The sequence below is a fragment of the Butyricimonas sp. genome, from assembly GCF_019423355.1.
GTDB lineage: Bacteria > Bacteroidota > Bacteroidia > Bacteroidales > Marinifilaceae > Butyricimonas > Butyricimonas faecihominis.
Genome location: NZ_JAHZBP010000003.1, coordinates 226,541 through 240,444 on the forward strand (window position 1 = coordinate 226,541; position 13,904 = coordinate 240,444).

The 13,904-nt window shown below is 41.1% G+C and carries 12 protein-coding genes; 3 read left to right on the plus strand and 9 right to left on the minus strand.

Annotation, left to right across the window (positions count from 1 at the left end; translation table 11 throughout):
- Positions 1–94: 94 nt before the first annotated feature.
- Positions 95–1,846 carry an aspartate--tRNA ligase gene (gene aspS / locus QVC79_RS05950; protein ID WP_124316904.1) on the minus strand — a complete coding sequence of 584 codons (1,752 nt, stop codon included), beginning with the start codon at positions 1,844–1,846 and terminating at the stop codon, positions 95–97.
- Positions 1,847–2,278: 432 nt separating this feature from the next.
- Here aspS and QVC79_RS05955 point away from each other — a divergent pair, with 432 nt between their 5' ends.
- A complete protein-coding gene (locus QVC79_RS05955; RefSeq protein WP_124316905.1) occupies positions 2,279–2,776 on the plus strand; it encodes a CvpA family protein in 498 nt (165 codons plus the stop codon).
- Between the two features lie 99 nt (positions 2,777–2,875).
- Entirely contained in the window at positions 2,876–4,168 is a 1,293-nt protein-coding gene (tyrS, locus tag QVC79_RS05960) for a tyrosine--tRNA ligase (RefSeq protein WP_270594288.1), read from the plus strand.
- Between the two features lie 54 nt (positions 4,169–4,222).
- Here the strand turns inward: tyrS and QVC79_RS05965 are convergent, their stop codons facing one another.
- From QVC79_RS05965 to QVC79_RS05980, 4 genes are all read right to left on the minus strand, one after another.
- Positions 4,223–4,933, minus strand: coding sequence for an energy transducer TonB (locus QVC79_RS05965; protein ID WP_124316907.1), 711 nt, complete (start codon positions 4,931–4,933; stop codon positions 4,223–4,225).
- Between the two features lie 211 nt (positions 4,934–5,144).
- Positions 5,145–6,377 (minus strand): GTPase HflX, encoded by a 1,233-nt coding sequence (gene hflX, locus QVC79_RS05970; RefSeq protein ID WP_124316908.1) that lies wholly within the window; start codon positions 6,375–6,377, stop codon positions 5,145–5,147.
- A gap of 63 nt (positions 6,378–6,440) precedes the next feature.
- Positions 6,441–7,133, minus strand: coding sequence for an energy transducer TonB (locus tag QVC79_RS05975; RefSeq protein WP_124316909.1), 693 nt, complete (start codon positions 7,131–7,133; stop codon positions 6,441–6,443).
- A gap of 282 nt (positions 7,134–7,415) precedes the next feature.
- Positions 7,416–8,111 (minus strand): energy transducer TonB, encoded by a 696-nt coding sequence (locus QVC79_RS05980; protein WP_124316910.1) that lies wholly within the window; start codon positions 8,109–8,111, stop codon positions 7,416–7,418.
- A 220-nt stretch (positions 8,112–8,331) separates the two neighbouring features.
- Here QVC79_RS05980 and QVC79_RS05985 point away from each other — a divergent pair, with 220 nt between their 5' ends.
- Entirely contained in the window at positions 8,332–9,012 is a 681-nt protein-coding gene (locus QVC79_RS05985; RefSeq protein ID WP_270594286.1) for a 4'-phosphopantetheinyl transferase family protein, read from the plus strand.
- A 20-nt stretch (positions 9,013–9,032) separates the two neighbouring features.
- Here QVC79_RS05985 and QVC79_RS05990 read toward each other — a convergent pair whose 3' ends face one another.
- The 4 genes from QVC79_RS05990 to QVC79_RS06005 form a co-directional block, all read right to left on the minus strand.
- A complete protein-coding gene (locus tag QVC79_RS05990) occupies positions 9,033–10,106 on the minus strand; it encodes a thioredoxin family protein (RefSeq protein WP_270594283.1) in 1,074 nt (357 codons plus the stop codon).
- A gap of 2 nt (positions 10,107–10,108) precedes the next feature.
- On the minus strand, positions 10,109–11,194 hold the full coding sequence (locus tag QVC79_RS05995; protein ID WP_124317360.1) for a TlpA family protein disulfide reductase: 1,086 nt from the start codon (positions 11,192–11,194) through the stop codon (positions 10,109–10,111).
- Between the two features lie 110 nt (positions 11,195–11,304).
- On the minus strand, positions 11,305–12,318 hold the full coding sequence (locus QVC79_RS06000) for a hypothetical protein (protein ID WP_287642449.1): 1,014 nt from the start codon (positions 12,316–12,318) through the stop codon (positions 11,305–11,307).
- A gap of 14 nt (positions 12,319–12,332) precedes the next feature.
- On the minus strand, positions 12,333–13,901 hold the full coding sequence (locus QVC79_RS06005) for a RagB/SusD family nutrient uptake outer membrane protein (RefSeq protein ID WP_287642450.1): 1,569 nt from the start codon (positions 13,899–13,901) through the stop codon (positions 12,333–12,335).
- Positions 13,902–13,904: the final 3 nt, after the last annotated feature.

Here is a 13,904-nt window from a genome sequence, read left to right on the forward strand (position 1 = left end):
AATTTTAGATTTAATGATTTTAGATTTAAGATTCCAGCCGCACGAATCAACGCTTTTTTTTGACAGGAATCATAAATTCATTCATTTTCAATTGTCAATTTTCCATTTTCAATTGAATTCCCAGTTCCTTGAATTGCTCCGGAGAGATTTCAGAAGGGGAGTCAATCATCACGTCACGCCCGGAGTTGTTCTTCGGGAAGGCAATCACGTCGCGGATAGAATCCAACCCGGCGAACATAGAGGCTAACCGGTCGAAACCGAACGCGATACCACCGTGAGGAGGAGCCCCGAATTTGAATGCTCCCATCAGGAATCCGAACTGAGCCTGTGCGGCCTCGTGCGTGAAACCTAGACAATCGAACATTTTGGATTGCAATGCCGAATCGTGAATACGGATAGAACCACCACCGACTTCCACGCCGTTAATGACCATATCGTAAGCATTGGCACGTACTTTACCCGGGTCGGTATCCATTAATGGAATATCCTCTGGCTTGGGAGAAGTGAACGGGTGGTGCATTGCATAGAAACGTTGGGTTTCCTCGTCCCATTCCAGCAAGGGGAAGTCTACTACCCACAACGGTTTGAAGACATCCTTATCCCGTAATCCCAGACGATTACCCATTTCCAAGCGTAACTCGCACAATTGGGGGAGGGTTTTGAATTTCGGACCTACTAAAATCAAGATCAGGTCTCCCGGTTCTGCCTTGCAGGTTTCTGCCCATACTTTCAAGTCGGCTTCCGTGTAGAATTTATCAACAGAGGATTTGAATGTCCCATCCTCGTTGTATTTCACGTAAACCAATCCTTTGGCCCCGATTTGCGAGCGTTTCACGAATTCGGTCAACTCGTCCAGTTGTTTACGGGTATATCCGGCACATTTAGGTGCGCAGATGGCCCCGATATATTCAGCATCGTTGAACACGGCAAAATCTTTCCCTTTGGCAACGGCAGTCAAATCCACGATCTTCATCCCGAAACGAAGGTCCGGTTTATCGCATCCGTATTGCTCCATGGCATCCATCCAAGTCATTTTTTCCAGTTTGGGAATATCCACGCCACGAACTTCTTTGAACAAGTGACTGATCAAACCTTCGAAAACTTCCAACACGTCTTCTTGTTCCACGAATGACATTTCGCAGTCGATCTGAGTGAATTCGGGTTGACGGTCAGCCCGTAAATCCTCGTCCCGGAAACATTTCACGATCTGGAAATAGCGGTCGAAACCGGAAACCATCAGCAATTGCTTGAAGGTCTGCGGGCTTTGTGGCAGGGCGTAGAATTGGCCTTGGTTCATACGGGAAGGTACCACGAAATCGCGGGCTCCCTCGGGTGTACTCTTGATTAATACCGGGGTTTCTACCTCGATAAAGTTCAAGTTACTCAAGTAGTTCCGGGTCAATTGTGCCATGCGGTGGCGTAATTCCAGATTTTTGCGAACGCAGGAACGACGTAAATCCAAGTAACGGTATTTCATCCGGATCTCATCCCCCCCGTCGGTTTGATCCTCGATCGTGAAAGGCGGTACTTCCGATTCGCTCAGAACATTCAATTCATTCACGATAATCTCGATGTCGCCTGTCGGTATTTTATTGTTTTTGCTGGCTCTTTCGATCACCGTACCCTTTACTTGGATCACGAATTCACGTCCGAGCTTTGCCACGTTAGCTTTAATTTCTTCGGGAGCCGATTCCTCGACTACCAATTGGGTAATCCCGTAACGGTCACGAAGATCCACGAAAGTCATGGCTCCAAGTTTCCGTACTTTTTGTACCCATCCGCTAAGACAAACGCTTTCATTCACGTTCTCCATTCTTAGCTGCCCACAAGTATGTGTTCTATACATAAATTCTCAATTTTAATTCTGGCATAAACATTGTGCGAAAATAGTAAGAATTTGTCAGTTTAAGGCATAAATAATTGAAAATTGAAGTGCGGATACTGAAAATGAAGAGATCCGTGGGAGATCGACGGGAGTTGAGAGGGAGATCGATGCCTACGGGAAGTTGATAACGGTTTTTCCTAGGTATTAAAGACGATCTAATTAGTCGGGTTTAACTCGTGGGGGAATCGGCTTTGTCTCGTCTTTGGGGACCGAACTCCGTTTGAACTCGGATGTAATTCCTCTTGATTTGTTTACAAGGGGAAAGTAACAGATTTCAGTCATTGGGTGAAACGTGTTGAAACGTGGTAACCAATCGGAAAGTTTTTTTCAATATTATTATCCCGATTTTGTGATGAAACGTGGACAATTGCTTATCTTTGAAATCTGAATGAAATGATTAATAATTTAACGGTGAATTACATTGATGTGATTATATTGCTACCGTTGGTATACGGGGCTTATAAAGGGTTTAGCCAAGGATTGATTGTTGAGATGTCAACGTTGTTTGCGTTGGTGTTAGGGGTGTTTATCTCGTTGAGGTATGCCGTGAACGTGGAGGGCTTTTTGAAAGATTTCGTGGCTTTGCCGGAGTCGTATGCCTATTACATCGCTTTCGCCGTGACTTTCCTACTGGTTATTATCGTGATGCACCTGCTTGGGAAATTGTTGACCAAGTTGATTGATATGGTTTCATTGGGACTGTTTAACAAGTTGTTCGGGATCGTGATGGGCGTGTTGAAAGCTGCTATCGTGGTATGCGTGGTACTTTTCATCGTGAACGCGCTGGACGTTCGTTATGATTTTATTTCGGCAAAAACGAAGAGTGATAGCTTGTTGTACAAACCTTTTGTTAACTTTGCAAATGGCGTTTACGAAAGTGCGATAAAATAAGCTAAAAATTGAAAGCTAAAAATTAAAAGATAAGAGTTGAAAAAAACTCGTAACTTATTAACTTATAACTCGCAAAGGCGAATTAAAAATTAAGAATCGATGAATTTTGTTGAAGAACTAAGATGGAGAGGGATGATTCATAATATCATGCCGGGAACCGAAGAACAATTAGCAAAAGAACAAACGACGGCTTATGTCGGAATTGACCCGACGGCTGATTCGTTACATATAGGTCACCTCGTGTCGGTTATGATGATGAAACATTTACAGATGGCCGGGCATAAACCGATTTTCGTGATTGGTGGAGCAACGGGTATGATCGGAGATCCCAGCGGTAAATCCTTAGAACGGAATTTGTTGGACGAGGATACCATCCAAAAGAACATGGCAGGGATTAAGGCCCAGTTGTCCAAGTTTATTGATTTCAATTCGAGCGAGCCGAACGCGGCGATCATGGTGAATAATTATGACTGGATGAAAAATTTCTCTTTCCTTGATTTTATCAGGGAAGTGGGGAAACATATCACGGTGAATTACATGATGTCGAAGGATTCCGTGAAGAAGCGATTAAGCGCCGATTCGACAAACGGGATGTCATTCACGGAGTTTACTTATCAGCTGGTGCAAGGGTATGATTTTTTGTACTTGCGTCGTAATTATAACTGCCTGTTGCAAATGGGTGGTTCCGATCAATGGGGAAATATCACCACGGGCGGGGAACTGATTCGCCGGAAAGATGGTGGGGAAGCTTACGGTTTGACTTGGCCGTTAATGACCAAAAGTGACGGTAAAAAATTCGGGAAAACGGAATCGGGTAACGTGTGGCTGGACCCGCGGCGGACTTCTCCCTACAAGTTCTACCAGTTCTGGCTGAACAGCACGGACGAGGACGCTGCCCGGTATATCAAGATTTTCACGATATTGCCACCGGCAGAGATTGATGCCTTGATTGTAGAACATCAAGAGGCCCCGCATTTGAGAAAGTTGCAGAAGGTGTTGGCGAAGGAGGTGACTTGCCTGATTCACGGGGAGGAAGCTTATAATTCCGCTTTGGAGGCCTCCCAAATTCTTTTCGGTAATGCAACATCCGATGCGTTGAAACGTTTGGATGAAGACACGCTATTGTCTGTTTTCGAAGGGGTGCCTCAATTTGACGTTGCACGAACTGATTTAGAGGCCGGAATTCATATCGTGGACTTGATGGCAGAGAAAACTTCCATGATGTCTTCAAAAGGAGAGGCTCGGCGTGCATTGAAGGGAAATGCGATCAGTATAAATAAGGAGAAAGTGCAGGATCAAGAATTAGTAGTTACTCCCGAATATTTGATCGACGGTAAGTTTATCCTTTTGCAAAGCGGGAAAAAGAATTATTTCTTGATTACGGTGAAGTAAGCGAGTTTATAAAATAAATGAATAGAGGCTGCATTGGATGCAGCCTCTATTCATTTATTGTAATTGGAAATTAATAGGAACCGTGAAAGATACTCTCACCGGTTTCTGTCTTTGCTTTCCGGGAGTCCATTTCGGCATGGATTGAATGACACGAATGGCTTCCTTGTCTAGGGAAGGATCCACGGATCTAGTGACTTGCACGTTTGAAACGCTACCATCTTTCTCGATAACAAATTGTACAAAAACTTTACCTTGGATGTTATTTTCCTGAGCGATCATCGGGTATTTGATGTGCTTGGAAATCCATTTCTGTACATTGCCTCCCGGGAATTTGGGCATTTCTTCAACAACCGCGAATACTTCGGATTCCCCGGAATATTCATCCCCATACCCGTAGTCACCTTCGTACCCGTTACCCGTGCCGCTAAAGTCGTAAACTCCGTGGTTGGCAACGTTGGCTTCCACGTCCATGATGTCCAAGTTGTCGTCCAAGTTTATTTCTTCATCTACGATCTCTATCAGGTCGGTTAGCCGGGGTGCGGGAGGTGGTGGCGGAAGAGCGTGTTGTATTCGTTGGGTGACGGGTATGATCTCTTCATCCAATTGTTCTTCCGTGTTTATTACTATGAAGCCTTCTTCCATCTTCACGTCGACTTTCCACTCGAAAGCAAGGAATATGCAGGCTAATGCTACGATTAGTCCGATCTCGAAGAAGATTCCTTTTTTGTTTTCGAGGTTTGCCTTTGATGATTTCTTTACTTCCATAATGTTTATTTATGATGGTTAAGCTTATACCTCTAATATACAAAAAAATAGCCAGAAATCAAAATAAACGAATGGTTTTGTCAGAAAATAGGTGAAAGATGTATAATTATATATATTACTGATTCCCAGTATAAAAAAGGAGCGGCATCCAAATGTCGCTCCTGAAGGGGAAAGGGTCTGATTTCCCTATTTTTTTTTTCTTGATAGCACCTTATTTTGTCTCTTCGTCTATCTCGAAATCCCGGTACAAGAAATCGTTGAATGGGAAACGTGCCGAGTGAATGTCTTTGGCAATATCGTATATCTTTTCTTTCAATTCCTCGATATTTTCTTTGGATTTAGCTGAAATGTACACGGTTTCTCCTTCCTGTTTGGACATCCACATTTGTTTCAAGTCCTCTAGGCTATAGTTTTTCCGTTCGATAGGAGTGAGATCGTCTTCCTCCTTTTTCGTGTACGTGAAGGCATCTATTTTATTGAATACGGTAATCGTGGGTTTAGAATTATCCATTAGCTCTCCCAGCGTTTCATTTACAACCCGGATTTGATCCTCGAATTGGGGATGTGAGATGTCGACTACATGCAAAATGACATCTGCTTCTCTCACCTCGTCCAGCGTGGATTTGAATGATTCCACGAGGTGGTGGGGAAGTTTACGGATAAAACCGACCGTGTCCGCCAGTAGTAGCGGGACATTTTTTATGGCTATCTTGCGTACCGTGGTATCTAGGGTTGCGAAAAGCTTGTTCTCGGCGAATACTTCCGATTTGCTCAGGAGATTCATGAGCGTGGATTTACCCACGTTGGTATAACCCACTAAGGCTACTCGTACGAGTTTTCCGCGGTTTTTCCGTTGTGTGACCATCTGTTTGTCAATCTTGGCTAACTGCTCTTTCAGGCGGGTGATTTTGTCCCGGATGATGCGTCTGTCGGTCTCGATTTCACTTTCACCCGGACCGCGAAGTCCGATACCTCCTTTTTGTCTTTCCAAGTGAGTCCACATACCCGTCAGACGAGGAAGTAGGTATTGATATTGTGCCAGTTCAACTTGAGCTTTTGCTTCTGCCGTACGGGCTCTTTTGGCAAAAATATCCAAGATGAGATTGGTGCGGTCAAGGACTTTTCTTCCTTTTAATTCTCGTTCCAAATTTCTGATTTGTGTCGGGCTTAGTTCATCATCAAAAATGATCAAGTCAATATCGTTATCTTCAACGTATGTTTTGATCTCTTCCAATTTTCCTTTACCGACAAAGGTAGCCGTTACCGGTTTATCCAAGTTTTGCGTGAATATTTTCACGGTTTCCGCTCCTGCCGTTTCTGCTAGGAAAGCGAGTTCGTCTAAGTATTCACACATCATGTCGTAGCTGATGTTTTCTGATTGTAGCGCTACACCTACAAGAATGGCTTTTTCTGCTTCTTTTTTCGTGTAAAAATATTCGCTCATAAATAGGAAAAGAAGGGGCTGACGATGATCGACAGCCCCTTGTTATAATTTAACATGTCTTATTTACTGTAACTGGAAGTTGATAGGTACAGTGTAAGATACTCGAACCGGTTTACCTCTCTGTTTCCCAGGTTTCCATTTCGGCATGGCTTTTACCACGCGGATAGCCTCCTTGTCCAAAGATGGGTCAACGGATCTGGCAACTTTCACGTCGCTAACACTACCGTCTTTCTCGATCACGAATTGTACGAAAACTTTACCCTGAATGTTATTTTCTTGTGCGATCATCGGGTATTTTACGTTCTTCGCGATCCATTTTTGTACACTACCTCCGGGGAACTGCGGCATATCTTCTACTACTTGGAAAATATCAGCTTCTCCATCACTCTCTTCTTCTCCCCAGCTGTCTCCGTCGTAATCGAAGTTATAATTACTCTTGTTTTCAACATCTGCTTCAACGTCGTCGATTTCAAGTTCCTCGTCAATACTTAATTCATCTTCCACGATCTCGATCAAGTCCGTCAATTTCGGGGCTGGAGGAGGAGGTGGGGGCGGTTTCATCATTTGTTGAGTAATAGGAATGATTTCCTCCTCAACCTGCTCTTCTTGGGTAATAACAAACCCTTCTTCTACTTTCGTGTTGGTCTTCCAGTTGAAAGCACTCAGTAGAATCCCTAGAGCTATAACAAAACCGATCTCAAGGAAAATGGTCTTTTTCCCTTCAAGATCTGCTTTAGGTGATTTTTTTACTTCCATGTTATTAGTTTAATATTATAGTTCTGTTTTTCTCACAATTTGCGTGGGTAAAAATAGTCAAATTCATAATAAACCGCAATATTTCTCTCCTTTTTTTTGAAGAAAATGTTAAAATGATCGCTAAACTTCATTAAAATCTTCTTAAAAGTTTGGGTTGTTGTTCATATCAGGTTGATTTCATGTCGATGATAGCTTGGGAGAGGGAAAGTAAAAAAGGACAACCTTGATCGGTTGTCCTTTTTCGGAATGTTCGTATTGTATGTAAATCACTGTATGTTTCTCTTATTTTAACTGGAATGTGATCGGGATGGTAAACCGAACTCTTACGGCTTTGTCCCGTTGCATTCCCGGAACCCATTTCGGCATGGCCTTAACCACGCGGATGGCTTCTTGTGACAAATCTGGATCAGCGGAGCGTACCACGTTAATGGAACTGATGCTACCGTCTTTCTCTACCACGAATTCAACAAATACTTTTCCTCCGATGCCCATTTCTGCACATCTTGCCGGGTATCTTAAATTTTTCCTAAGCCATTTGTTCAAGTCTCCGTTAAAACGAGGCATTTTTTCAACTGTAATAAACGGAAGATCTCTCTCCCCGGGATCATCACCCTCGTCATCATACCCGCTCTGCCAGTCGGTAGCCTTACCCGTTAAAGAGCCTTTCGTATTTTCGTTATCATCAACAACGTCCATCTCATTTTCAAGATCCATCTCGTTTTCCACGACCTCGATGAAATCCAAAGGTTTCACGGAAATCTTGGGAAGTGGTTGTGAAGCTCTTTGTGGTACAAAAACGGGAAGAACTTCCTCTATATCACTCGTCTCTACTGGAAACGTGATCTCTTTGGCCTCTTCCTGGTAGTATTTTGTCTCAAAGGCAAAAAACACCGTAGCCAAGGCTACAATAAAACCGATCTCGCGGAAAATAAACCGCTTGTTCTCAAGATCGGAACGGGATGTTTTCTTTGCTTCCATGACGTTTCTTTAAATGTTATTTAAACGTTAATTTGATGTTTCAAAAATAGAAGATAAAAATGATATAAACAAGTTTTTTGCCGAGAAATGTGAATATTTTCTTAAAATTTTTATCTTGTAATTTTAAAATAACGTTAAGATGGCCGTGTTTATTAGGTTTTTTGGATTATTTGTTTTAGAAAAGAAAAATAGTTGTCTCTAACTTTTTTACCTTTGTGTTATGATTGAAGTATTATTTATTCAAATTCCGGCAGGAGCTAATCGGGATAAAATGTTTGTCGGGTTACGATCTGTTGTGTCTAAAGAATGTTGTGCCGAAGCCCTCGGGTATGGAAACAAGGAAGTTGCCCTTCGCAGGTTGTTAGGAGAGGCATTGGTTCGTTTTGCTCTGAAAAAATGTTGGAATTTGACCTCGGAAGATTATCGGATTGACCGGGGAGAGAAGGGAAAACCTTTTATTGTGGGTGTAGAAAATGTATTTTTTAATATTTCACATTCAGGGGATTACGTTGTTTGTGCCGTGTCTGATCGGGAGATCGGTATTGATATTGAAAAACGGGCAAAAGCTCGTATGGAGGTTGCGGGACGTTTTTTTCACGGGGAAGAGGTGGCACAATTGAAAATGTTGGAAGAGGATAAGCAGGATCAATTATTTTTTAATTATTGGTCTGTGAAGGAAAGCTTTTTGAAATATATAGGTACCGGATTGGCCCGCCCGTTAAATAGTTTTATTGTTTCGTTTTCCGGGGGAGGTGTGTCTTTATTTGAAAGGGGAAATAAGTTACCGCTATACGTGCATGCCTGTCCGGTGGATGATGGATATGCCTGTCATGTCTGTTGCGAGTACGAAGAATTAACGGGGATACATGAAATCTTTTTAGAAGAGATCACCGGGTGTTAGATGATCTCTTCGTGGGGTTATTACTTGATGCGTGTAATTATTCTTTCGACTTGTTTTGTTTGAGTCGGTTGGAGTTTTTTGCAGATCTCCTCCAAATAAGAACAAGCTTTCTCTTTCTGTTGTTGATTTGCTATTTGTTGGAATCCTTTGAGTTCTTGCAACACGTTCATTTGTTCTTTGGTATCTGTAATCCGTTCGGGTAGATCCCGTAATACCGTGAGAATTTCAGGAATCCTGTCTTTTTGCTTGTTGTCGATTATTTGGCGGAATAACATACAATATCTTAGTGAAAGAACTCCTTTGTAATGGTCTTTTTCAAAAAGTTTAAGGTCAGCGATACGTTTCTCGAAGTCTATTCCCATTGATTTAAAGATGCGGAATTCTTCTAAATAGGCCGACATGATTTTCTCTTCGACTTCTTGCTGTCCGATTTGTTTGCTAAAAGCTTTTCGATTGTCAACCAGATAGCGGAATAGAGGGGTGTCGACATTTGTTATTTCTGTTTTAATGAGGGACCAGTTTTCTGCTTCGCATAGTTTTTTGACTCCCAGTTGGGGCATCGTTTCTCCCAGAACGATTTGTAGTTTTTGTTTATCCTGTTTTTGCAAAATAGTTATATATTTTTTTAGAAATGCCTGCTCTCGGTTTCCCGCGGCGTACTCCTTGTTTAATTCTGTCAGTTCGATTGCGTTTTTGACTTTTTGCACGAAATTATCTTCGGGCTTTGACACGCCTCCCCCGTCCATGCGGCAATAGAGACTTCCGTCATGGTTGATAAACAAGTATGTCGGATAGATTTGTACGTTGTATTTTTGCGCAATATCAATCCCTTCTCCTTCTTGCATATCTTTCATGATGCAGATATAGTTCTTGTTGAAATATTCCCCGCATTCTTTTAACGGGAAAATAAATTTGACCATGTATTTGCATGGTCCACAGGTTTTCGTGTAACAGTCGATGAATAATTTCTTCCCGGTTGTTTTTGCTTTTGCTAGGGCTTCCTGAAAGGTTAGATCCTCGAAGTTCGTACCTTCTTGAGCAATGCTGTTGCTGGTTAGAAGAAGTAATAAGCTAATGATAGAAATAAATTTCATGGTTATGATTTTAAGATGTTTTGAATTAAGTCTTTCATTTCTTTGTCGGGACTAGGGGCAAATACGGTGATGATTTTTCCTTCTTTGTCTATGATGAAATAACGAGGTACTCCTACTATTTGATAATCTGTTTCAAAATGAGAATCTCCTGTGGGAGAGATAATAAGATTTATTAATCCGGTCATGTTGTTTTCCTTGATAGCTTTTAACCACTTATCCCGGGTTCTTTCTTGATCAATAGAAACTGTTAGGAAAATAATGTTTCCATTTTCTTGAAATTCATTCTTTAATTGAATGAACTTCGGCATTTTTTCAATGCAACTGCAACACCACGTGGCCCATACGTCTACAACGATGACTTTGCCTTTAAAATTACCGAATGTGTAGATGTTCCCATCCGAATCTTGTAATGAAGATAATGGTGCCGGTTTGCCTTGGCCCAAGAGTTCATATTGCGTGTATAGTTTTAATATTTCAAGTTTTAAGGGAGAGGATTCTACATGTGATTCTATGATTGGGCGTAGTTGGGCAATTTCTTTTGTACAGCCATTGTTTTGAAGAAGGAATTTTATTTTTTCCAGATAAATCTCATGTAATAATTTATTGTTACCGGAAAAGATTTCATTTAGTTTCGTGTAGTCATTATGATTGAGGGCTCTTGTGGGAAATTGTGTCGAGATGGTGATACCGTCTCTTGCTGCATCAAAAGACTCTCCTTCTTTTAAGGCGAGAATCATGTAATAATAATTCGTGAATTCTTCTGGAGAATTTTGTTGCATGAATGTGATGACCGAGGAGTCATTTAACACTATGGGTGAAATTTCCTGAAGTAAAAGTTGAATATCTTCTTTTTCTCCTTTACTGCAAATGATGTATTCTCCGCTTTTTAAGGTCATAAAGCAATTATTGATGGTAGTAAATGCTGCCGTGTTTGTTCGTTTGGTATTATTGTGATAAGTCTTGATAATATCTTTGGCGGAGGAAAAATTCTTTGACCATTCTTGCTTTAGATGCTGATATGCATTGAGGTTTTGTGCAAAAAGAGGAAAATATAATAGTTGCAGGAAAATTAAAATTTTTATCTTCATATCTTGTGAGAGATTATGTTTTTTTCGAGTTACTCCAACTCCCCTCCCGTGTAAGGAGAGGGGAGTTGTGGTGTGGGATTCGTAATTAACGAAAGGACTTTTGACGCACCTTATTTCTGAGGTCCTTTGGCTATTCCTTCGAGATCAATGTTGTAATTGTTTTTTATATGGTTTACTACGATCTCATATCTTGAGTTGACAAGAGGATATGTTTCCGGAGAATATTTTTCTTGAAATTCTTCTTTCGTGTAAAATATGGCTGCTCTTATGTAGGATAGATAGTCTCTATACGGGTAGGCTTTTGTGTCCCAACTTGCATTTGTATATTCGGATATACTATACGGCGAGCTTTCTTTACTAAAATCTCTGGCAAGAATGTTAATAAAACCTCGAGTTAAATAATAATTTGGCTTGTCTTTTTGACTGTTTGTAATTGCAGTGGTGTAGTCAATTCCTTGTTTAAAACTATCCGGTTCATTTATTACTTTGTTTTGTAAAGCCGCTTCAAACATTAGATAAAGTAATGTTGCTCTTTTGATTTTTAAATCTTGTGAATTAGGATGAGCAATTTGATCGGCAGTGAAGCTAATTGCCCAATAATCAAAACCGTCTGTTTTTAATCCTACAAAATTGCGGTCCCCCGTTCCTGTTCCGGTCCCTGTTCCTGTTCCTGTTCCTGTTCCCGTTCCTGTTCCTGTTCCCGTTCCGGTCCCATTGGGATCCTCTCCCGGGTACAATCCTCTTAAATTATCCAGCATATATATTTTGGCTGGTAACACTAGTTTAGCAATTTCCGGAGTTACATAATTGAGAACATGATTTTTGAGAAAGTCGACGTAATACGGTGTTTGTTCGTCTGTTAAATCATTCCCGTAATATAATTTGCCTGTACCCAAGGAAGTCCATTTGCGATTAAGATCTTGGGGGGTAATACCTTTATATAGTAAGTATACCCCATAGACATCGTGAATGTCCTTGATTTCTTTATCCCACGAATTGTTTCCTTGAGGGAATTCAAGTCGTAAAACCGAATAATTACCGGAAGGGGTAACATCACCTTCATTGTAACAGGAGGTTAATATGAAGATACTACTTATAGCTATTAACAATATGATCTGTTTCATGGCATACTATTTAATTAAAGGTTAATACCGTTGCGTGGTGCGGGGGCCAATGGGTTTTGTTCTAGTAAATTATTCAATTCCAAAGCATCGGGAGGTAATGGAATCGTGTATCCGGGATCATGTTCTTTGAGCGTGTAAACGAGCGTTGATTGCGCATCTGGGTGCCATGTGTGTTGAATTTGTGGCATTCCCCAACGGCGTAAATCAAACCAGCGATGATCCTCAAAGCAGAGTTCTCGACGTCGTTCGTTATGTATAAATGTAATTAATTTCTCGGGGTCCGTGATATTCTCGTTTTGATAATTTAAAGGAAACCGGAATCTTCTAAATTCATTTAGTGTATTTAGGGCTTCTTGTCCGGCATTCGCTACTCCGGCTTTGTAAAGCATGGCTTTTGCCTCACAGAAATTCAAGTAAGCTTCCGACAATCGAAGACTTCTACCAAAAGCATCATTCGTTGCAACCGGTTGATAATATGCCTTAGAACTTACGTTTATTTTCCCGAAAGCTGAGGGCATTGCTTCAAGCTCGTTATCTTCATTGATAATTTGAAATTTACTACGAATGACGTAACGTTCTTTACGCAGGTCGTTTTCTGTTTCGTCAAAACAATTCATGAGTTCTTTCGAGGCTCTAAAAAACGGATGGTCATTTGTTGAGGCGCTTGCGTTGTAAACATATTTGGTTACATCTGTAATATTTCCGTATACCCAAATAACTTCGCTCGACGTCGTGTAAGAGTGATAGTTTATGTAAGAGGGGATACTAGGGTCTTCTTCTGAGTATGTTTTGATTGTGTTCAGATCCAATAAATGAAAATTCCCGTTTGTAATGACATGATTTGCGAAGGTTGCGGCTTTTTCCCATTCTTCCATGTATAAATAAACTCTGGAAAGAAGGAGATGAACCATGGGAAGGCTGGTTCTTTTGTTGGGTTGCCATTGTTGATCGCTCGGTAAGGTCTTATATAAGCGTTCGGCTTCTAGAAGATCTTTTATAATTTGAACATACACTTCTTCTACGGTGTTTCTCTTCAGTTCGGATTCCTCAATACCACTATTTAACTTCAATGGAACACCTAGCGCTGTTTTATCGTAGTTGTAAGGGGTTCCGAATATGTTGATTAAATTGAAATAAAGGAATCCGCGAAGGGCTAAAGCTTGGGCTTTTACCGAATTGATAGCATTCTTGTCATCGTTTATATCATCAACATAGTCCAGAATAGCATTTGCTCCTAATATCAAGGCATAATAAGAGCTATAAAGGTTTGTGTATTTCTCTCCGGCAGAACCCATAATGTCATACATGTTGGATTGCCAAGTGTAAGGAGCATACCATCTGTTTGCATCTGAACCGACCTGCACTTCTTGATAAGGAGCTGGGGCGATATCGTCATCCAATAGGTGGAGAAATACATTTAATTCTGTAATATCGTTACGAGGATAAGCTTCTCCAAGTAAAAGTTCACTTAAGGAGTTGGCGTCTTTGGGAACAAATTCACTCTTGGATTTGGGTTCGAGAAAATCTCCACAACTTCCAAGAATTAGACTTACAATGCAAAGAAATATAATTCGTTGTTTCATAAT

Excerpts from the sequence above, each read along its gene's own strand:
- QVC79_RS06000 (WP_287642449.1), bottom strand. The coding sequence starts at position 12,318 with ATGAAACAGATCATATTGTTAATAGCTATAAGTAGTATCTTCATATTA.
- QVC79_RS05965 (WP_124316907.1), bottom strand. The coding sequence starts at position 4,933 with ATGGAAGTAAAGAAATCATCAAAGGCAAACCTCGAAAACAAAAAAGGA.
- QVC79_RS06005 (WP_287642450.1), bottom strand. The coding sequence starts at position 13,901 with ATGAAACAACGAATTATATTTCTTTGCATTGTAAGTCTAATTCTTGGA.
- QVC79_RS05995 (WP_124317360.1), bottom strand. The coding sequence starts at position 11,194 with ATGAAGATAAAAATTTTAATTTTCCTGCAACTATTATATTTTCCTCTT.
- tyrS (WP_270594288.1), top strand. The coding sequence starts at position 2,876 with ATGAATTTTGTTGAAGAACTAAGATGGAGAGGGATGATTCATAATATC.
- QVC79_RS05955 (WP_124316905.1), top strand. The coding sequence starts at position 2,279 with ATGATTAATAATTTAACGGTGAATTACATTGATGTGATTATATTGCTA.
- QVC79_RS05975 (WP_124316909.1), bottom strand. The coding sequence starts at position 7,133 with ATGGAAGTAAAAAAATCACCTAAAGCAGATCTTGAAGGGAAAAAGACC.
- aspS (WP_124316904.1), bottom strand. The coding sequence starts at position 1,846 with ATGTATAGAACACATACTTGTGGGCAGCTAAGAATGGAGAACGTGAAT.
- hflX (WP_124316908.1), bottom strand. The coding sequence starts at position 6,377 with ATGAGCGAATATTTTTACACGAAAAAAGAAGCAGAAAAAGCCATTCTT.
- QVC79_RS05985 (WP_270594286.1), top strand. The coding sequence starts at position 8,332 with ATGATTGAAGTATTATTTATTCAAATTCCGGCAGGAGCTAATCGGGAT.
- QVC79_RS05980 (WP_124316910.1), bottom strand. The coding sequence starts at position 8,111 with ATGGAAGCAAAGAAAACATCCCGTTCCGATCTTGAGAACAAGCGGTTT.
- QVC79_RS05990 (WP_270594283.1), bottom strand. The coding sequence starts at position 10,106 with ATGAAATTTATTTCTATCATTAGCTTATTACTTCTTCTAACCAGCAAC.